This is a genomic window from Undibacterium sp. WLX3042 (assembly GCF_049544825.1).
Lineage (GTDB): Bacteria > Pseudomonadota > Gammaproteobacteria > Burkholderiales > Burkholderiaceae_D > Undibacterium.
Genome location: NZ_CP186698.1, coordinates 1,003,005 through 1,022,369, shown reverse-complemented (window position 1 = coordinate 1,022,369; position 19,365 = coordinate 1,003,005). Strand labels below are relative to the sequence as shown.

Sequence of the window (19,365 nt, the reverse complement as noted above, 5' to 3'; positions counted from 1 at the left end):
TGACTGCATCGTTGATGCTGTTGCTGCTTTTCTACGATCGCCTGCTGTATCTGTCTCAGCGATGAAGGATTGCACTGTCAATCTGAATGACATTACGCATATATTCGTGTGCAATCGGCGCTTGCCCCGTGAATAATGGCTTGTGTCATGCCCTCGGCTGAGGACAAAAATATCGACCGTATCTGGCGCTGTGCTAGTGTTTTTCAGGATTGAACAGGCATTTCTTGACCTGTTGACAATGGGCACTTAACCGAAAAATATATTTTTCACAATTTTTCTCCTTAGTATAAGATTACCTTCAGCAAGCCGTTTGTTGTCATCCTGGATGACCAGTGATTGCCTTAGCTTGTACTTATCAACTCCCGCATGATTGGAAAAAGGACAGATCCCGTGGCTGTTTTTCAATTTTTCCTTGAAAAGTACCGTGTGTCACAACACGCTGCCCGTGATACTGATGAGTGGCGGTTCCAAATTCTGTCTGTAATTTTGCTATGCGTGCTGCTGCTGGGCGTTGTGACGGCGATCCCCAGTATTATGCTGGCAGTAACAGAGGGTCTTTGGTCCATCGCTGTTATTGATTTCCTCGCGCTCTGTTGGGTTGGTGCGACGCTGTTTTTGCCTCAGTTAAGTTTCCGCCGCAGAGCCTGGAGTTTCCTGATACTTGTTTATGTATTGGGGATCTGGTTTTTGTTGAAAGTGGGTGTGACTGGCTTGATCTATTTAATGGCCTTTCCGGTCATGACTTCATTTTTCTGCTCTCTGCGTGAAGCGATCTTTTCTTTACTCCTGTCTTCTCTGACTTTATTGCTGGTTGGCTATTGGGGAGGCGTTGAAGTTCAGCTGTTGAGTTTTCATGCCGATACGTTTCTGCGCTGGCTCGTTGTGACACTGAATTTTTCGTTTATCTGTGCAGTGCTGACCATTTCCTGCAATGTGTTACTGAGTCGTCTGGAGATATCGTTGCGACAACTACAAATGAGCAGCCAGACCTTGGTGCAGGAGCAGTCGTCATTGAAAAAAGTGAACGAGGAATTGCGTCTGATTTTTGCTGCGGTATCTCATTTAAACGAAGTCGTCATGATTATCCGTGTATTGCCAGATAGTTCAGACGAGGAGCGACTCCGGATAGTTTTTGTGAATGATGCCTTTGAACGCATGACTGGCTACGCTGCGGAAGATGTTATCGGACGCATCCCTCATTCAATCACTGGACAACGAACCCAGGCAGAGCGACTGGCAGAGATTCGCCTGGCATGGTCGCAGGTGCGCGCTTTCCACGTTGAATTGATTTGTTATAAGCGCGACGGTAGTGAATTCTGGGTAGAAGTCGATGGCGTACCTTTAGTAGATGACGCTGACAAACTTACCCACTGGGTAATGACAGCACGCGACATCAATGAAAAGAAAGAGGCTGAAGAACATATACACCGCTTAGCGTATTTTGATGCGCTCACCGGGTTGCCTAACAGGCGCTTATTGATGGACAGAATAGGTGTTTTGCTCGCGCATGCCAGACGCACAGGTCTGGTCAGCGCGGTACTGTTTATTGATCTGGATAAGTTTAAATATATCAATGATGCACGTGGGCATGCTGTTGGTGATGCCTTACTGAAACAAGTAGCCCATCGATTGCTTAACTCCTTGCGTGAAGTGGATACCGTATCCCGCATTGGGGGGGATGAGTTCGTTGTGTTGCTGGTGGATATTTCTGACGATATCGTCAATGGCACTCATGCAGCATTGCATGTTACTGAGAAAATTCAGCAAACCATGATGGAGATATTCGACATCGATGGCTTGTTATATAACTCCAGTTGCAGTATCGGGATGACACTGCTGCCACGCGAAAATCAAACTGCTGATGATCTTTTGCGCGAAGCTGATACCGCGATGTACAGAGCAAAAGCGCGCGGAAGAAATCAGATTGCATTTTATGAAAAATGGATGCAAAACGAGATTGAGCAGAGACTCACGATGGAGCGGGAGTTAGGCGAGGCGTTGGATAGTCAGCAATTATCTCTGTATATGCAGGCGCAGGTTGACCGACTTGGAACGCCTGTCGGCGGTGAATTATTAATGCGCTGGACTCACCCGGTACATGGCCCTATTTCACCAGCAGTGTTTATTCCGGTTGCCGAAGATGCCGGATTAATTTTGCGTTTAGGTGACTGGTTATTGCGTGAAGCTTGTCTGTCGTTGAACCGGTTGAAAGACGCTGGAATGCCGATTGCATTATCTGTCAATGTCAGTCCGAAGCAATTCAGACAACCGGACTTTGTCAGGAAAGTGAAAGAGATTCTGCAGGAAACGGCTGCTGATCCGGCAAGGCTGATTTTCGAAGTAACGGAAGGGCTGCTGATTGACAACTTACAAGAAACGATAGAGCGGATTCTGGAACTCAATACACTGGGTATCCGGTTTTCTATTGATGATTTCGGTACTGGATATTCAAGTTTTTCTTACCTCAAAAAACTGCCTTTGTATGAACTAAAAATTGACAAAAGCTTTGTTCAGGACATACCGGACGATTTGCATGGAACCGCAATCGTTCGTTCTATTTTGTCGATTGCCGCGCATCTTGGTTTAAAAGTTGTTGCCGAGGGCGTGGAGACGACACAGCAGGCAGATTTTCTGATCGAAAACGGTTGCGGCTCTATGCAGGGTTTTTTATTTTCTCATCCCATGCCTTTAGAAGAGTGGATCGCATTGCAGCGCCAGACTGATGCAGCCACGGTTAGTCCTTAAAGACCGACTGCATCCAGTCTATGAACAGTGCTACTTCGGGCCTCAGGCTGGGCAGCGGTTCGTGTACCAGATGATAAGCGTGCGGCGGTGTTGCCAGTTGCGTGTCAAATAAACGTATGACTTCTCCGTTATCGATCATTTCCTGCGCAAAGTGCTGGCGTGTTAAACCTACACCATGACCATGTTTAATCGCCTCGAGTAATAAGCCCAGATCATCTACGCGTAATCCATGCGTTGGTTCAGCCCAGTCTAAACCGGCTACTTCAAACCATGGTTGCCAGGGTTCCAGCGCCGAGCGGAGCAAACGGGCATGGCGCAAATCGGCCGGGGTGCTGATCTTAGGAATCGTCTTCAGATAGGCTGGGCTGGCAACAGCAAAGCTGGGTTCGATAAACAGCTTTTTAGTGACCAGATCGGGATATTCACCCGCGCCGAAGCGGACCTCGACATCACTTTCAGACAAACTGAGATCGTATAAGGGAACGAACAGATACACTTCAATTTCGATATCCGGATGTTTATTCGTGAATTCCGCCAGACGCGGCATGAACATATAGCGGGCAAATGTCGGCGGCACCGTGACTTTGACGCGCATCTGATTCTGTGTTGCCTTGTTTGGCAATGGGAAATCAGACAAAGTGCGCAGCACATTCCGCACGACATCGAGATAGCGACGACCGAATTCGGTCAGTGTGACACTACGGCCTTCCCTGACAAAAACACGCTCACATAAATGTTCTTCGAGTAAACGTATACGGTGTGAAAGCGCAGAAGGAGTAATGCACAGCTCTTCTGCTGCAACGGCAAATGATCCAAAGCGGGCAGCCGCTTCAAAAGCGGAAAGTGCGTGAACCGGAGGTAATCTTGTAGCCATTCTGTATCCTGATGATTCTTCATTCCATGCGCTCATTGTCGCGGGCGGATGTAGTGTGTCTCGTTATTGGCGTAGCGAAGGCGACACGAATGATCGCCAATTCGTCATTATGACGCGCATTTCTGACAACTGCCTTATAAGCCTCTCAGTATTGTCGTTATTTAGTACACCCGGATCTGGTCTGCGATAACACTGTTTTTTTTATTTTATGCTGATCAGCAGCATTTTTACCGGCGTCTATTATGATGCGTTCCCGGCGTTTTTGGCTTATGCTCTGCGACTTCCGTCCGAATTCTATGAGCTATGGGTAACCGACTTTCAAAAATTGCGACACGTACCGGCGATACCGGCACCACCGGTCTGGGCGATGGCAGCCGTGTCGATAAAGATGCCTTGCGCGTGCACGCGATGGGCGATGTGGATGAACTGAATTCACATATCGGCGTCTTGTTGTGTGAAAACTTATCGCCGCAGTTACGGCATGAGCTGATCTCTATCCAGCATGATCTATTTGATATGGGCGGTGAGTTGTGTATTCCGGGCTACAGCCTGATTACTGAGGCTCAGGTCGCGCGTCTGGATGCATTGCTGGAAAAATATAACGCTGATTTACCACCGTTACGGGATTTCATTCTGCCCGGAGGAAACCGGCCTGCGGCGCTGGCGCATGTGTGTCGCACTGTCTGTCGCCGGGCTGAGCGGGCGATTGTCAGTGTGGGTAAAAGCGAACCCATCAATGATCACCCGCGCCAGTACATGAATCGTCTGTCTGATCTGCTGTTTGTTTTATCGCGGGTTTTGAACCGGGTTGATGGCGGCAGCGATGTTCTGTGGGAAAAAGAACGCGAGCGCTGATTGCAGTTACAGCGGGGCAGCGTTATTTTTTCGTCTGTTGATGGCGTTCTAACAGACGCGATAATGCTGTCAGCAAATCCGTGTTCCGGGAGGAGTTTTCCAGATTCCGTTCCAGTGTGCTGAATGCCTGCAGGGCTTTTCCCGGGAGTACAAGTTGTTTTACAGGAGGCGCTTTTTCTACGACTCGCCTGACTTGTACTTTGATGCGGACTGCGTTAATCTGCCAGCCCCGCTCTTGCAGGCTGGCCAGCAATTTCGGGCATTGTTGTTTCAGTTTGGTTGCCAGTGCTGCATTTGGTGCAGACAGCGTTAGCAGACCATCTGCCAGTTGCATGACTTCACAGGTATCAAATATCGGTGGCAAAATCGCCGCACAATCTTTTTGCAGCGACAAGTGACGTTGTATTGTCGGTAACAGTGGTGCAATTTTATCGTTGCTACGTAAAAAATCACCAGCGCCGGTAGCACCCGTTAGCGGGCGTCCGCGCTTGATATTGATCCGGTACGGAGGTCGCGATGGTGTGAATGGTGTTGACATGGGCAGCACATTACCACAAACCGGGCGGCGTTACAGCCGCATTCCACAGAGTTTTTAAGGGGTAGTATTGATGCAAATTATATTAATGCACTCCCGCTTTACCCAGGCGAAATCGGTGACTTTGTCGTCACATCATATCGTGCTGGCGGTACTGGGTTTTCTGCTCATCACGATCATGTGTAGTGCGCTGATGGCGGCACTCACATTCCGTCTGGCGAGCGCTGATTTACCACTGTTACGACATATCCTGCCGGCCAGCGTCGCACTGCCCAATGATCCGAGTGCGAAAGACCGCTATGTCAAAGAAAATCTGGCGGCAATGGCGGTTAAGCTGGGCGAAATGCAGGCGCAGCTGATACGGCTCGACGCCCTGGGTGAGCGTGTGCAAGGTCTGGCCGGTGTCAAGCCTGAAGAATTCAATTTCAAGGAGTTGCCAGCGCGCGGTGGTCCTGAAATTTCCAGTGTACCGTCACACGAGCTGAACATGGAAGAGTTTCAGGCAGCGCTGGACGCCCTGGAGAAGGACGTTGAACATCGTTCCGACTACATGAACGTCATCGAGACGAAGCTGATGGGTTTCAAGATACAGTCAAAAATGTTGCCGACGATACAGCCTGTGAATGTGGCATATAACGCCTCCGGATTTGGCTGGCGTCTTGATCCGTTCACCGGGCGTAGTGCGTTTCACGAGGGTATCGATTTTTCAGCACCGACCGGAACACCGATTCAGGCTGCCGCTGGTGGCGTGGTGATTGCCGCTGAATATCATCCGCAGTTCGGCAATATGCTGGAAATTGATCACGGCGGTGAGCTGATTACCCGTTATGCGCATACCTCCAGAATTTATGTGAAACTCGGCGATATCGTCAAACGCGGACAGCATATTGCCGATATTGGCTCGACCGGTCGCTCAACCGGCGCCCATCTGCATTTTGAGGTGCGGGTCAAGGATGTGCCGCAAAATCCGCATAAATTCCTGTCGGCCGGAGCCAATCAGGCCAGTCTCTCTGCTTTGAACCAAAAATAGGCTTGAGTTTGTCCAAATAGCCACCAACTCGTACCAATGCGTCAAGGTTTCAGCAGTGATTTGCTGGTCAAGCCGTTCCCGCGTGGTAAAATCGTGAGTTATCCCATATTGTTGCTGTGCAAGCAAGTTTTTGCTGCGGCTTTTTTCAGAATTTAACTTTTCGTTCATAGCATGTCATTCCTGACCAAGATATTCGGCAGCCGTAATCAGCGGCTTTTGAAGCAATACCAAAAGACGGTGCGTGAGATCAACGCATTGGAACCTCAGCTGGAAACTCTGTCGGACGAGGCTTTACAAGCCAAGACTGCTGAATTTAAAGCCCGCGTAGCGAAAGGTGAAACTTTAGACAGTTTGCTGGTAGAAGCATTTGCGGTGTGCCGCGAAGCCAGTAAGCGCGTCCTGAAAATGCGCCACTTTGATGTGCAGATGATAGGCGGTATGGTTCTGCACTATGGCAAAATTGCAGAGATGGGTACCGGCGAAGGTAAAACCCTGATGGGAACCCTGCCGATTTATCTGAATGCTTTGTCCGGTAAGGGCGTGCATGTGGTGACGGTGAATGATTACCTCGCGCAGCGCGATGCGGAATGGATGGGACAACTCTATGGCTGGCTGGGGCTGACGACCGGTATCAATCTGTCGCAACTCGATCACGACGCCAAGCAGTCTGCTTATGCCTCCGATATCACTTACGGCACGAACAACGAATTCGGCTTTGACTACCTGCGCGACAACATGGTGTTTGAAGCGAAAGACCGCGTACAACGTGGTCTGAATTTCGCCGTCGTCGATGAGGTCGATTCGATTCTGATCGATGAAGCGCGTACACCACTGATTATTTCCGGTCAGGCCGAAAATCACACCGAACTGTATTACAAGATTAATGAAGTGCCGAAACTGCTGACCTTGCAGATCGGCGAAGAAACGCCGGACGGTAAAGGCCACATTGAGGTTCCGGGCGACTACACCAAAGATGAAAAAGCGCATCAGGTCCTGCTGACCGAAGCGGGTCACGACAAAGCTGAAAAAATTCTGACGCAGATGGGCTTATTGCCGGAAGGCGCATCGCTGTATGACGCGGCGCATATCAGCCTGATTCACCATCTGTACGCCGCTTTGCGTGCGCATGCCTTGTATTTCAAAGACCAGCACTATGTGGTGCTGGATGATGAAATCGTCATCGTTGATGAATTTACCGGCCGTATGATGACGGGTCGTCGCTGGTCTGACGGTTTGCATCAGGCAGTCGAAGCGAAAGAGGGCGTCAAGATTCAGAATGAGAATCAGACACTGGCCTCGATCACTTTCCAGAATTATTTCCGTATGTACACCAAGCTGTCAGGCATGACAGGGACGGCCGATACCGAAGCGTATGAATTCCAGGAAATCTACGGTCTGGAAACCGTCGTGATTCCGCCGAATCGTCCTTCGCAGCGTAAAGACCGTCAGGATCAGGTTTATAAATCCGCCGAAGAAAAATACGGTGCGATGCTCAAAGACATACAGGATTGTTACGAACGCGGTCAGCCGGTGCTGGTTGGTACGACGTCGATTGAAAATTCCGAATTGTTATCCGGTATTCTGACCAAGGCCAAATTGCCGCACAACGTGCTGAATGCGAAACAGCATGCACGTGAAGCGGAAATCGTGGCACAGGCAGGTCGCCCGAAAGCGATCACCATCGCCACGAATATGGCGGGTCGCGGTACCGATATTGTGCTCGGTGGTAACGTCGCCAAACAGGTGCAACTGATCGATGAGAATCCGGCATTGTCTGATGCTGAGAAACAGGCGCAGTCGCAAAAATTACGCGATGAATGGAAATCGCTCAACGAGCAGGTTGTCAATGCCGGTGGCTTGCATATCATCGGTACTGAGCGTCACGAATCACGTCGTGTTGACAATCAGCTGCGTGGTCGTTCCGGTCGTCAGGGTGATCCTGGTTCCAGCCGTTTCTATCTGTCGCTCGACGATCAGTTGCTGCGCATTTTCGCCGGTGACCGCGTACGTGCGATCATGGAACGTCTCAAAATGCCGGAAGGCGAACCGATTGAAGCGGGCATTGTTTCGCGTTCGATCGAATCGGCTCAGCGTAAAGTGGAAGCACGCAATTTTGACGTGCGTAAGCAATTGCTGGAATACGATGACGTTGCCAATGATCAGCGTAAAGTGATTTACCAGCAGCGTAATGAATTGCTGGAAGCACAGGACATCACGGAACTGATGACGTCCCTGCGTCACGGGATGTTTGCCGATGTGGTACACGCTTACGTGCCGCCAGGTTCGGTTGAAGAACAATGGGATATTCCCGGTCTGGAGGCTGTATTGTCTTCGGAATGGGCGCTGGATCTGCCGCTGACCAGCATGGTGGATAAAGAGCCGAACCTGACCGGTGAAGATATTCTTGAACGTGTGCAGCAGGCGGCGGACGCGAGCTACGCGGAAAAAATCGAGATCGTCGGCAAAGACGCTTTTGCCGGTTTCGAGCGCAGCGTTATGTTGCAAAGCATAGACAGCCACTGGCGTGAGCATCTGGCCGCACTCGATCATCTGCGTCAGGGTATCCATCTGCGCGGCTACGCACAGAAAAATCCTAAGCAGGAATACAAGCGCGAAGCGTTTGAATTATTCTCACAAATGCTGGATCTGATCAAAAACGATGTGGTTCGCACCGTGGTGACTGTCCGTATCCAGTCGCGTGAAGAAATCGAAGCGGCGGAAGAGCAAATGGCGCAATCACAAGTCGGCAACGTGCATTACCAGCATGCTGACTTTGATGAAAACGCCTCACCGGAAGAAATGCTGGCTCCATCTGCAGCGACGAATAACGGTGGCCAGCAGGAAATTACTTACGCGCTGAAGGTTGGCCGTAATGATCCTTGCCCTTGCGGCAGCGGTAAAAAATACAAGCAATGCCACGGCAAGCTGGCGTGATGCAAGTCTGAATTTTAGTGTCAGGCATTGAAAAAGGGATGAAGAAATTCATCCCTTTTTTATTGCTGTTTTTGCCGGATTAACATCTTGGCGTCAGCTACCCGCGATACTTGCGCTTGTATTTGCCATCGGGCGACCTGCCTGACAACACCTGTGCCGGCAGTAACCTCGTCTGCAGGGACAATTTTTTGCTTCCGTATGCCTTAAAAATACTCCCCCCAGTATCTTAAGAAAGCCAATGTTTACGCTGACGTTAAGCCGATTTTTATAAAAACAGGGGGGAGTATGTGTTTTAACCGTTTCTTTGATGCAAAATCGGACACTGGCATACAGATGATCACCTGATCTGGTCATGACGGATTGTCGCCGTGCAACATCAGAAGACAGTGCCAGCCAGCGCCGGTTTACTGCATACTGCGGGTTCTGCTTTCTCATTTTTTTTCACTACTCCGGGTCTTGCGATGAATCTGAATCTGAGTGTTGCCGATAGCATGTTTCGTGACGAAGTACAGGCGTTTTTAGCGCGCGCTTTACCCGCAGATATCCGCGATAAAGTCTTGAATGGCTGGAAGCTGGAGCGTGACGACTATGTTCGCTGGCAAAAGATTTTATTCGCGCAAGGCTGGGGCGGCAGTTCCTGGCCGCAGCAGTTTGGTGGCACCGGCTGGACTGCGGTGCAAAAATATCTGTTTGAAGAAGCCTGTGCCGCCGCTGGTGCACCACGCCTGCCGCCATTCGGCATCAAGATGGTGGCACCGGTGCTGATGGCGTTCGGCTCGCCGGAACAGCAACAACGCTATCTGCCCAAAATTCTGTCGGCGGATGAGTGGTGGTGTCAGGGCTATTCCGAGCCGGGTGCGGGCTCTGATCTGGCGGCAGTGAAAACCAGCGCAGTCAGAATGCGCGACGCTGACGGCGAATATTATCTGGTCAACGGGCAGAAAACCTGGACCACGCTGGCGCAGTACGCCGACTGGATTTTCTGTCTGGTGCGCACCGATAAAGAGGTCAAGCCGCAGCGCGGCATTTCTTTCCTGCTGATCGATATGAAATCGCCGGGCATCACGGTGCGCCCGATTATTACGATGGATGGCGCGCACGAAATTAACGAAGTCTGGTTTGATCAGGTTCGGGTGCTCGCAGAAAATCTGGTTGGTCAGGAAAATCAGGGCTGGACTTATGCCAAGTTTTTGCTGGGTCATGAACGCACCAATATCGCCGGAATCGGCATCGCCAAACGTGAACTGGGACGCCTGAAAAAGCTGGCGCTGCGTGCATGCAAAAATGGTCAGCCTTTGCTTACAGACCCGCAGTTTGCGCAGCGCGTGGCGCAGGTGGAAATTGATCTGATGGCGTTAGAAATTACCAATCTGCGGGTGCTGTCAGCAGAAGCCGGTCAGCGTGCGCCGGGGCCGGAAGCATCCATACTGAAAATCAAGGGCACTGAAATTCAGCAAGCTATCAGCGAATTATTGATGCAGGTACTGGGGCCGCAGGCGCAGCCATTCCAGCCGGAAACTGCGATGTACGGCTATGACGGCGACGCGGCGAACGATGGAGATGCACGTTCGCTGGGATCCAATTATTTCAACCTGCGTAAGTTATCGATTTACGGCGGTTCTAACGAGATACAAAAAAATATCATTGCCCAGATGATGATGGGACTGTAATGTCCCGCGCCGGATGAGGCGGATGCTGCGGGCATCCGCTTACGGCGTCTGTTTTGGTCAATCATTTCCGGTGCTGATTTTTGCCGTTCGCTGGCCTAAAAATGTCCTACAATGGCGGCTTGATTTCATCGCAAGGAAACTATCATGGCCGTTAATTCTCCCGTCCCTGTCGCTGCTGACCTGAAACCGGTTGCCGGTATTCGTCTGGGGCATGCCGAAGCAGGTATCCGTAAAGCGAACCGCAAAGATGTGCTGGTCATGGAACTGGCGCCGACGGCAACGGTTTCCGGCGTGTTTACGACCAACCGTTTTTGCGCTGCGCCGGTACAGGTATCGAAAGCCCATCTGGAAGGCTTGCACATGGCATCCGGCCCTATCCGCGCGCTGGTGGTGAATACCGGCAATGCGAACGCGGGAACCGGTGATGCCGGTTTAGCGGCGGCGAATGCGACTTGTGCTGCGCTGGCGGATTTGCTGGGTTGCGAAGCGGCGCAGATTCTGCCCTTTTCTACCGGCGTGATCCTGGAACCTTTGCCTGTTGATCGTCTGGTGGCCGGTTTGCCGCAAGCGATTGCCAATCTGAAAGAAGACAACTGGTTCTTCGCTGCCGAAGCGATTATGACGACCGATACGCAGCCGAAAGCGGCATCCGCGACGGTGCAGATCGGTGGAAAAACAGTGACCATGACCGGCATCAGTAAAGGCGCTGGCATGATCAAGCCGAATATGGCGACCATGCTCGGCTATCTGGCGCTGGATGCCAAAGTCGCGCAACCCGTACTCGATCATCTGGTCAAGCAGGCCGCAGATAAATCGTTTAACTGCATCACGATTGATGGCGATACTTCTACCAACGATTCTTTCATGCTGATCGCGACCGGCGCGGGTGAAGTAGAAGTGAACGAAATCGGTTCGCCGGAATACGCGCAACTGGCGAAAGCGGTCATCGATCTGTCGCAAAAACTCGCGCACATGATTATCCGCGACGGTGAAGGTGCGACCAAGTTCATCACGATTGCCGTCGAAGAAGGGCGTGACATTGAAGAATGCCGCAAAATTGCGTATTCGATAGCCCATTCTCCGCTGGTGAAAACCGCTTTCTTTGCATCTGATCCAAATTTGGGCCGTATCCTTGCGGCGATTGGTTATGCAGGCGTGACCGATCTGGATGTCAGCAAACTGAATCTGTATCTGGACGATGTCTGGGTCGCAAAAAATGGTGGCCGCAATCCTGATTACCGTGAAGAAGACGGGCAGCGCGTGATGAAGCAAAGCGAGATCACCGTCCGCGTTAAGCTTGCACGCGGCAATGCCAGTGCCACGGTCTGGACCTGCGATTTGTCGCACGACTACGTATCGATCAATGCTGATTACCGTTCCTGATACGCTGAACTATGACGCAGCTTGATCAGTTTTTACTTCGCGCCGAACATGTATTGAACCGGCTGGAAAGTTTGTTGCCGATGACAACCCCGGCGCCGGACTGGCAGCTCGGTCATGCGTTTCGCTGGCGCAAACGCGGTGGACAAGGTTACTTGCAAGTCGTCCGTCACGCTTCAGCGATTCATCTGGACGATCTGCACAACATCGCATCGCAAAAAGCGCAGATTGAGCAAAATACGCGGCAGTTTGTACAAGGGCTGCCAGCGAATAACGTTTTGCTGACCGGAGCCAGAGGTACAGGCAAATCTTCGCTGATCAAAGCTTGCCTGCATCAGTTTGCTGATCAGGGCTTGCGTCTGATTGAAGTTGATAAAAGCGATCTGGCTGATCTGGGCGATATCGTTGATCTGATTGCGGAGCGACCTGAGCGCTTCATCATCTTCTGCGATGATTTATCGTTTGAGGAAGGCGAGGCCGGTTACAAAGCCCTGAAAGTTGCTCTGGACGGCAGCATTGCGACGCAATCCGATAATGTCCTGATTTATGCGACCTCGAACCGACGTCATCTGTTGCCGGAAAAAATGTCGGACAACAGCAGTTATACGCATGGCGACGATGGTGATCTGCATCCCGGTGAAACCGTCGAGGAAAAAATCTCTTTGTCGGAACGCTTCGGTTTGTGGGTATCGTTTTATCCATTCAAGCAAGACGATTATCTGGACATCGTTGCTCACTGGCTCCGTCATTTTGGTTGTGATGCCGGGCAGATTGAAGAAGCCCGCGCCGAAGCACTGCGCTGGGCTTTGCAGCGCGGCTCGCGCTCTGGTCGCGTCGCGTGGCAGTTTGCACGAGACTACGCCGGTAAAGTGACGAAGGTGCCTCATGTCTGAAGTCGCGCCAGTGGCTGTGAAGCCAGTTGACGTCGCAGTTGGCATCTTAATGAAGCCGAACGGCGATGTCTTGCTTGGCCAGCGCCCCGCAGGAAAACCCTACGAAGGGTATTGGGAATTCCCCGGCGGCAAAGTGGAGGAAGGCGAAACCATTCTGCATGCGCTGAAACGGGAATTTGTCGAAGAGCTGGGCATTCAGATACTGAGTGCGGAGCCGTGGTGTGGTGTCGAGCATGTGTATCCGCATGCCCACGTCCGCCTGCATTTTTACATCTGCCGCGAATGGCAGGGAGAGCCGCAAAGTCTGGAGGGGCAGGCATTCGCCTGGCAAGGCAGCGTCGGAGTGACTCCCCTGTTACCAGCGACGATTCCTCTGCTTGAGTGGCTGGGCTTATTGCAAAACGACCAGATGTCCACGCAGGCGTCGTCTCTTTCTTAAATACCATCCGCTTCATCATTTGTTGACCCTGCGTCGGCGCGATTGCTTCAATGACGCGATGCACCTGCTGCACACGGAGCAGGTGTGTTTCGCAGGCAGGTTTGATATTTGCCGACATCATATTCTCTCAGGTGGAACCGCAACAGGTTCCGCCTTTTTTATGCCTGCGACGCTCAGAAATGGCTTCTGGCATTAAAAATATACCCCCGGGAGTATATTTAAAAGCCCTTTATTTATAAGGAGATGAAGGCATTTGTGACACATACTCCCATAAAAATGTCTGATTGACCGATGTTTTCCTTGTTGCTGCACGGCATATCGTTTTGCTCGCAGTCATTCACCAGCGCAGCAAACAAACTAAAATCAGCCAGCCAAACGGCAACCCGACAGTCACCACCACCTACTATGCCGGAGCGCAAGAGGCTGACATCAACAATGGTCAGGCGACAGTCAAAACCTACTGGCCGTATGGGCTCGGTGTTGAGATCGACAAACCCGGAGCCGCCACCAGCGAACTCAACTGGAGCCACCACGACAGACTGGGCAGCATCATCAGCATCAGCGACAGCAGTGGCAATCTGAAAGAAAAACTGGCCTACGACAGCTGGGGCAAACGCCGAACCACCGATGGCAGCGCGACACCGGATAATCTGGACGGGCAAGTCGACAACAAAGGCTACACCGGCCATGAAATGCTCGATCAGCTCGATCTGGTGCACATGAACGGCAGGATCTACGACCCCCTGATGGCACGGTTTCTGAGTGCTGATCCGTTGATTCAGGATCCGCTACATAGCCAGAGCTACAACCGATGTACTTACGTGTGGAACAACACGACGAACCTGACGGATCCGACGGGGTTTGTGGGAGCGGATGAAAATGCTAGTCAGCAGTCTAGTGATCCTGAAAAATGCGATATGTCTTGTAGAGAACTACGCAACATGTATAACCGTTGTGCCGCAATGGTGGGTAACTGTACACACAATGGGCCAACTGGCTATGAAAATGCTGGGTCTAATACGAGAGATAATTCTGGTGGCAAAGTAGTTGCTAATGCAGGCAAGCCAGATTGTGTTGGCAATGCCGTTAACTGCGCAACTACGATGACTGGTGGTGTCGGAGCTGATGGGGTTCAGCGCTTTACCGTTAAGCCTGTAATGGAGAAAAAAGAAAGTCAAGAAATGGGACTTGGCGAATCTCTGATTCCAGTTTTGGGGTCTGGTAAACAAGCGTATAGGGATTTTAAAGATGTTAGAAACGTTTGGGGTACCGTGAATACGGTACTAGCAATATCAGATGTGTTTTTGGTGAAAGCCGCAGCTATTGGTTCAGCGCGTGGCGCATGGAAATTAGGTTCAAATTCATGGAGTGCTTCTAGGAGGTGGTACGGGGCAACTCGTGAATTACCGCCCAATACACAAGTCCATCATTGGTTAATTGAGCAAAATAGTCCATTAGGAAAAATGGTTCCGAATAGTATAAAAAATCAACCATGGAATTTGAACTCTTTGTATGCGACGGAGCAGATGACAAGTCAAGCGAGACATACAGCGATTCATGGGCAAGGGCAAGAAGCATATAATTTTCTTGGACAATGGTGGTATGGAACGCCAAATTGGGCAAAGACATTAGAGGTAAATGCTATTGGAAAAACAGCAAACGGTGCTGGTAATAATGATTGAATATCGAGGTAAATCAATGTGAATATTTCTGCTGAAAATTTAGAATTCCCAGTATTAATGCTAGGGAGTCGTTTTTTATCTGTATGTAGGCAAGTTGAAAAAGTTACCCATTGTTCGATAAGTGCAATTAAGAATAAGGTGTATGAGAAAGCGATTTATGTTGATTCTTCTGGGCGCAAACTAAAAGTACGTAAAGTTTCACTTAAAGGTTTTGCTCCACCATTTTGGGGATTTCGATTACTTAAGAAGCAGGAGGTAATTGTATCTTTAGAATTTGAAATTACGGGGGAATTGAGTTTGCCCGAAGTTGTTGATCTTGTGAAATCTCACTTGAAAAGTAGTGGTTGGTCTGGAGAATATGGCTATTTTAAGGAGATAGCAGACAATAGTCTGTCGATTAAAAATTTTTTAGAAAAATTTGACACATGACCAAACAAATTGGACAACCATCTCAAGACCGTAAGGCGTAACCCGTAAGGAACAACCCGACGAACCTGACGGATCCGACGGGGTTTCGGGCCGAAGATACGGGAGACTTGCTTTCTGATACGCTGACTTTCATAAAGTCGGGATTAGGCTTCACAGAATCAAAGAGTGAGCCAGCGAACGAAAAAACAAAGACTACTGGTAGTGCGGATAATTCAGGCGGACAAGGAAAATCGTCACAAACCGTCACCGTGACAGGCAGTCTGGCACAGGAAAGATTTGAGCAATGGCTGTTGGCGAAGACAATTGAGGCGGCTTTCAGTAAAGATTTTAGAGCTATTAAAGAGCCAATAGTCAAATTGGGAACTCGTATCGCGGTACGGGCAGAATGACAAGGATTTCCAAAAATGGTGGCACCGCGAAGGGAAAGCAGACTTTAATGGCGGCCGGGACATCCAAAACTCTCAGAATGCGAAGGATGCCATGCAGTATTGGAAGGACATCGGCAAGCCAATTCCTAAGTAATTCCTAACGATTTTGCGATTGGAGTAAAGATGTTGAGTCTAAGTGAACAGCTTAAACGATTGAAAAGCACAACGGACAGCATTGAGAGGAATGCGCTTGCCATTGCGGTAGCTGAAACCGGCGACCCAAGTGTCCAAGCTGTTCTCGTTGAGCTCATTGATCGCCCGGAACTGTCGGAACAACGTGCGACTTTGGTTAATTGCCTCGGAAGATTCGATTGCTCAACCAAGTTCTTGTGGTTAGTAAATCTTGTTTGTCACGGTAACTGGGAGGTTGCACACGAGGCATTCGACATACTGGCTGACATTGAAACGGTTGATCCGAGACAGGCGGAGCAAGGGTTTGATGTGCTTTCGACGACTATTGATTCCGGTGTGATTGATGATTGGCGAGAGAAACTGATAGTAGATCTGTTGTCGATGTTCGATTAAATCGATGACTGGGGACTTTACTGCTTCGTCTGGTATGAGGTCTTCGAAATTGAAGTGCTTACATCTGGACTCCAGCAGCTAAAAATTGAAATGCAATCGGGAGACGTAATCCAAATCGTTGCGACCCAGTTTGTTCTACCTGGAACGTGATGGCGTAAGCTTAGAAAACACAAAAAGCCACATAATTCAGAGTATCGGATTGTGCGGCTTTTTCGTTTCTAGTTAACATCGTTCGGACGCCTATGTCAGGTGACAACAAAATTACAAAACCGGTGTTGGCATGGGCGACTACATCTACCCCGCCGCCGGCAGCAATAGCGTGCGTCCCCATGCCGTCAAGCAAATCCCCGGAATCGGCGCGCATGAATACGACGACAACGGCAACCTGCTGACCACCATCCGCAGCAGTCGCTGGGTCAACATCGACTGGACCAGCTTCGACATGCCAAAACGCATCAGCAAAGGCGAGGCCGACAGCAGCCAGTTCACCTACGGCCCCGAACACCAGCGCAGCAAACACACCAAAACCAGCCAGCCCAATGGCAACCCGGCAGTCACCACCACCTACTATGCCGGAGCACAAGAAGCTGAACTCAACAATGGTCAGGCCACCGTCAAAACCTACTGGCCGTATGGGCTCGGTGTTGAGATCGACCAACCCGGCAGCAACACCAGCGAACTCAACTGGAGCCACCACGACAGACTGGGCAGCATCATCAGCATTACCGATGCGAGCGGCAATCTCAAAGAAAAACTGGCCTACGACAGCTGGGGCAAACGCCGAACCACCGATGGCAGCGCAACACCGGATAATCTGGATGGGCAAGTCGACAACAAAGGCTACACCGGCCATGAAATGCTCGATCAGCTCGATCTGGTGCACATGAACGGCAGGATCTACGACCCCCTGATGGCACGGTTTCTGAGTGCCGATCCGTTGATTCAGGATCCGGCACATAGCCAGAGCTACAACCGGTATACTTACGTGTGGAACAACCCGACGAATTTGACAGATCCGACGGGGTTTCGGGCCGCAGATACGGGTGACTTGCTTTCTGATACGCTGACTTTCCTAAAATCGGGATTAGGCTTCACAGAGTCAAAGAGTGAGCCAGCGAACGAAAAACCAACGACTGGTGGCGCGGATAATTCAGGCGGACAAGGAAAATCGTCACAAACCGTCACCGTGACAGGCAGTCTGGCGCAGGCCAGAGCTGAGCAATGGCTGTTGGCGAAGACCATTGAGGCAGCTTACGGTAAAGATTTTAGAGTTATTAAAGAGCCGATAATTAAATTGGGAGCTCGTGTCGCGGTACGGACGGGATGGCGAATGACAGCGGGGGCATTCAGTGGCCCTGCAGCCCCTTTTGTTGAGGGCGCGCTGATTATTGGTGGTGTGTATGAGCTTGGAAAAGGTATCTATGACATTGTTAAAAAGAATGAAGGAGGCGATACTTCGGCTGAGGCAGCGCTTAGTGGTACAAACAGCGGAGAGGGCGGCAAGTCTACAAATCCCGCCGACATTCTTACTCCCGATGGAAAGCCTGTTGGTGAGAATGTTCGCGGTGCCAAACCTGGAGTTCAAACGGTACCTCCTGAGCAACTGACGGACATAATTGATCAGTTGAAAGGGGGCGGTGCGAAACTCGATCCCAATAGCCGTTATCCCGGTGACTGGTATAACTTGCCGAATGGGCAAGGCGGCTTCGGTATTCGAGATAGCAAAGACAACGGCCGCAGTCTGGACCTCAATATTCCAGGCGTCCCAGACGTCACAAAAATTCATCAAAGGTAATCATGCGCCGTCACATTAAATTTGGGACGCTGGACTCTGAGTGGTTTCAACTCTCCATCGACGAGGCCAGATCTGATCCCGTAGGATTTTGGGAAATAGTCAAGACAGGGAGACAGGGCTTCGGCCTAGACGGTGGTGATCTTGAAGCTTTTGTATTCGACTATGTATTGGCGATGTTGAAAGGCGGAGCGAATCCCATTGTAGGCGACCGATCACGCTCATCCGGTTGGCAGCCTGTCTCTCACTATGGACCAAGTGCTGAGGCTGCTGCTGGCGCAATTGTGGAGGAATGGAAGGTTGCGTCGAAAGATCCCGATGAGAGCTGTATCTGGTTTGCATTTCCATACGTATGGGAATGATGGTCATGAGTGGCGGCCCAACCTGATCTTGGTTTTACTAGCACAGCAATATTCCACATTGTGGTATTAAATCTGAAAATTTCCCACATTGTGGTAAAAAATAGGGGGTATAGCAAGCGTAGGGTGCGTCACACGCACCAATTAGGCGATATTGATGTTCGTTTGCTGTTTGAGAAAAGCTGTACCCATACAGCACCCGACGGAGCAGGCACGCTACGCTTGCCGTTGAGATGCCTGCTAACATCGTATTCTCTCAGGCGGAACCGCAACAGGTTCTGCCTTTTTTATGCCCGCAACGCGCAGAAATGCCTTCTGGTGTTAAAAATATACCCCCGGGGGTATATTTAAAAGCCCTTTATTTATAAGGAGATAAAGGCGTTTTTGAAACATACTCCCCTGAAAATACCTGATTGACCGATGTGTTTCGTGTTGCTGCGCCGCGTACCGTTTCGCCCGCAGTCAATCGCCAGCGCGTCGTTGATGCAGTGTCGTTCCGGGTAAGTGCATCAAGCCTGATGCTTTTTCTGATTCATCACTATTTCCTTTTAGTATCCGATTGCCTGATATTTTTTGGGTGAAAATGGTCGTTGCTCGTTTTTAATTTGGTGTTGTATTAAAATGCGTACACTGTATTGATTTATATACGATGTGCCGGTTTTGATACGATTCAGTCTGGCTCTGCATGTGATTCCGGGTGAATGCCGCAACAGGTGTATTGAAATCAATACACCTGTTTCTGAGTGGTTTCCCGGGCTATAAGCTAAGTCTTTGAATTGATGAGACTAATTCACG

General features: G+C 50.4%; 16 protein-coding genes. 14 read left to right on the top strand and 2 right to left on the bottom strand.

What is annotated here, in order from left to right; translation table 11 throughout:
- The first annotated feature begins 390 nt into the window (after positions 1 to 390).
- Positions 391 to 2,745 carry a putative bifunctional diguanylate cyclase/phosphodiesterase gene (locus tag ACPAOP_RS04640; protein ID WP_423709485.1) on the top strand — a complete coding sequence of 785 codons (2,355 nt, stop codon included), beginning with the start codon at positions 391 to 393 and terminating at the stop codon, positions 2,743 to 2,745.
- Here the strand turns inward: ACPAOP_RS04640 and ACPAOP_RS04635 are convergent.
- A complete protein-coding gene (locus ACPAOP_RS04635) occupies positions 2,735 to 3,619 on the bottom strand; it encodes a LysR substrate-binding domain-containing protein (RefSeq protein WP_423709484.1) in 885 nt (294 codons plus the stop codon). The two genes, ACPAOP_RS04640 and ACPAOP_RS04635, sit on opposite strands and share 11 nt — an antisense overlap.
- A 303-nt stretch (positions 3,620 to 3,922) precedes the next feature.
- On the opposite strand from ACPAOP_RS04635, the gene ACPAOP_RS04630 reads away from it, so the two are divergent.
- A complete protein-coding gene (locus tag ACPAOP_RS04630) occupies positions 3,923 to 4,474 on the top strand; it encodes a cob(I)yrinic acid a,c-diamide adenosyltransferase (RefSeq protein ID WP_423681478.1) in 552 nt (183 codons plus the stop codon).
- 22 nt (positions 4,475 to 4,496) lie between these two features.
- Here ACPAOP_RS04630 and ACPAOP_RS04625 read toward each other — a convergent pair whose 3' ends face one another.
- Positions 4,497 to 5,012, bottom strand: a complete 516-nt coding sequence (locus ACPAOP_RS04625; RefSeq protein ID WP_423709483.1) for a DciA family protein — start codon at positions 5,010 to 5,012, stop codon at positions 4,497 to 4,499.
- Between the two features lie 70 nt (positions 5,013 to 5,082).
- On the opposite strand from ACPAOP_RS04625, the gene ACPAOP_RS04620 reads away from it, so the two are divergent.
- The 12 genes from ACPAOP_RS04620 to ACPAOP_RS04565 all read left to right on the top strand — a co-directional run bounded on the left by ACPAOP_RS04620 (position 5,083) and on the right by ACPAOP_RS04565 (position 18,573).
- A complete protein-coding gene (locus tag ACPAOP_RS04620; protein WP_423709482.1) occupies positions 5,083 to 6,039 on the top strand; it encodes a M23 family metallopeptidase in 957 nt (318 codons plus the stop codon).
- Between the two features lie 171 nt (positions 6,040 to 6,210).
- On the top strand, positions 6,211 to 8,973 hold the full coding sequence (secA, locus tag ACPAOP_RS04615) for a preprotein translocase subunit SecA (protein ID WP_186882792.1): 2,763 nt from the start codon (positions 6,211 to 6,213) through the stop codon (positions 8,971 to 8,973).
- 461 nt (positions 8,974 to 9,434) lie between these two features.
- Complete coding sequence (locus tag ACPAOP_RS04610; RefSeq protein ID WP_423709976.1) at positions 9,435 to 10,643, top strand: acyl-CoA dehydrogenase family protein; 1,209 nt, start codon at positions 9,435 to 9,437, stop codon at positions 10,641 to 10,643.
- 144 nt (positions 10,644 to 10,787) lie between these two features.
- Positions 10,788 to 12,026, top strand: a complete 1,239-nt coding sequence (argJ, locus tag ACPAOP_RS04605) for a bifunctional glutamate N-acetyltransferase/amino-acid acetyltransferase ArgJ (RefSeq protein ID WP_423681475.1) — start codon at positions 10,788 to 10,790, stop codon at positions 12,024 to 12,026.
- A gap of 11 nt (positions 12,027 to 12,037) precedes the next feature.
- Positions 12,038 to 12,916 (top strand): ATP-binding protein, encoded by an 879-nt coding sequence (locus tag ACPAOP_RS04600; protein WP_423709481.1) that lies wholly within the window; start codon positions 12,038 to 12,040, stop codon positions 12,914 to 12,916.
- The gene (gene mutT / locus ACPAOP_RS04595; RefSeq protein ID WP_423709480.1) at positions 12,909 to 13,355 is read left to right on the top strand and encodes an 8-oxo-dGTP diphosphatase MutT; all 447 of its coding nucleotides are present in this window, start codon (positions 12,909 to 12,911) and stop codon (positions 13,353 to 13,355) included. Before ACPAOP_RS04600 ends, mutT begins: the two co-directional genes overlap by 8 nt.
- A 284-nt stretch (positions 13,356 to 13,639) precedes the next feature.
- Positions 13,640 to 15,037, top strand: a complete 1,398-nt coding sequence (locus ACPAOP_RS04590; RefSeq protein ID WP_423709479.1) for an RHS repeat domain-containing protein — start codon at positions 13,640 to 13,642, stop codon at positions 15,035 to 15,037.
- An 18-nt stretch (positions 15,038 to 15,055) separates the two neighbouring features.
- Positions 15,056 to 15,466 (top strand): hypothetical protein, encoded by a 411-nt coding sequence (locus ACPAOP_RS04585; protein WP_423709478.1) that lies wholly within the window; start codon positions 15,056 to 15,058, stop codon positions 15,464 to 15,466.
- 107 nt (positions 15,467 to 15,573) lie between these two features.
- Positions 15,574 to 15,855, top strand: a complete 282-nt coding sequence (locus tag ACPAOP_RS04580; RefSeq protein ID WP_423709477.1) for a hypothetical protein — start codon at positions 15,574 to 15,576, stop codon at positions 15,853 to 15,855.
- A gap of 162 nt (positions 15,856 to 16,017) precedes the next feature.
- Positions 16,018 to 16,419, top strand: coding sequence for a hypothetical protein (locus ACPAOP_RS04575; protein WP_423709476.1), 402 nt, complete (start codon positions 16,018 to 16,020; stop codon positions 16,417 to 16,419).
- A gap of 280 nt (positions 16,420 to 16,699) precedes the next feature.
- Complete coding sequence (locus ACPAOP_RS04570; protein ID WP_423709475.1) at positions 16,700 to 18,214, top strand: RHS repeat domain-containing protein; 1,515 nt, start codon at positions 16,700 to 16,702, stop codon at positions 18,212 to 18,214.
- A 2-nt stretch (positions 18,215 to 18,216) separates the two neighbouring features.
- Positions 18,217 to 18,573: a hypothetical protein gene (locus tag ACPAOP_RS04565; RefSeq protein WP_423709474.1), complete on the top strand. Its 357-nt coding sequence runs from the start codon at positions 18,217 to 18,219 to the stop codon at positions 18,571 to 18,573.
- Positions 18,574 to 19,365 lie beyond the last annotated feature (792 nt).

Coding starts and splice junctions, on each gene's coding strand:
- ACPAOP_RS04635 (WP_423709484.1), bottom strand. CDS start 3,619: ATGGCTACAAGATTACCTCCGGTTCACGCACTTTCCGCTTTTGAAGCG.
- ACPAOP_RS04630 (WP_423681478.1), top strand. CDS start 3,923: ATGGGTAACCGACTTTCAAAAATTGCGACACGTACCGGCGATACCGGC.
- ACPAOP_RS04625 (WP_423709483.1), bottom strand. CDS start 5,012: ATGTCAACACCATTCACACCATCGCGACCTCCGTACCGGATCAATATC.
- ACPAOP_RS04620 (WP_423709482.1), top strand. CDS start 5,083: ATGCAAATTATATTAATGCACTCCCGCTTTACCCAGGCGAAATCGGTG.
- secA (WP_186882792.1), top strand. CDS start 6,211: ATGTCATTCCTGACCAAGATATTCGGCAGCCGTAATCAGCGGCTTTTG.
- ACPAOP_RS04610 (WP_423709976.1), top strand. CDS start 9,435: ATGAATCTGAATCTGAGTGTTGCCGATAGCATGTTTCGTGACGAAGTA.
- argJ (WP_423681475.1), top strand. CDS start 10,788: ATGGCCGTTAATTCTCCCGTCCCTGTCGCTGCTGACCTGAAACCGGTT.
- ACPAOP_RS04600 (WP_423709481.1), top strand. CDS start 12,038: ATGACGCAGCTTGATCAGTTTTTACTTCGCGCCGAACATGTATTGAAC.
- mutT (WP_423709480.1), top strand. CDS start 12,909: ATGTCTGAAGTCGCGCCAGTGGCTGTGAAGCCAGTTGACGTCGCAGTT.
- ACPAOP_RS04575 (WP_423709476.1), top strand. CDS start 16,018: ATGTTGAGTCTAAGTGAACAGCTTAAACGATTGAAAAGCACAACGGAC.
- ACPAOP_RS04570 (WP_423709475.1), top strand. CDS start 16,700: ATGGGCGACTACATCTACCCCGCCGCCGGCAGCAATAGCGTGCGTCCC.
- ACPAOP_RS04565 (WP_423709474.1), top strand. CDS start 18,217: ATGCGCCGTCACATTAAATTTGGGACGCTGGACTCTGAGTGGTTTCAA.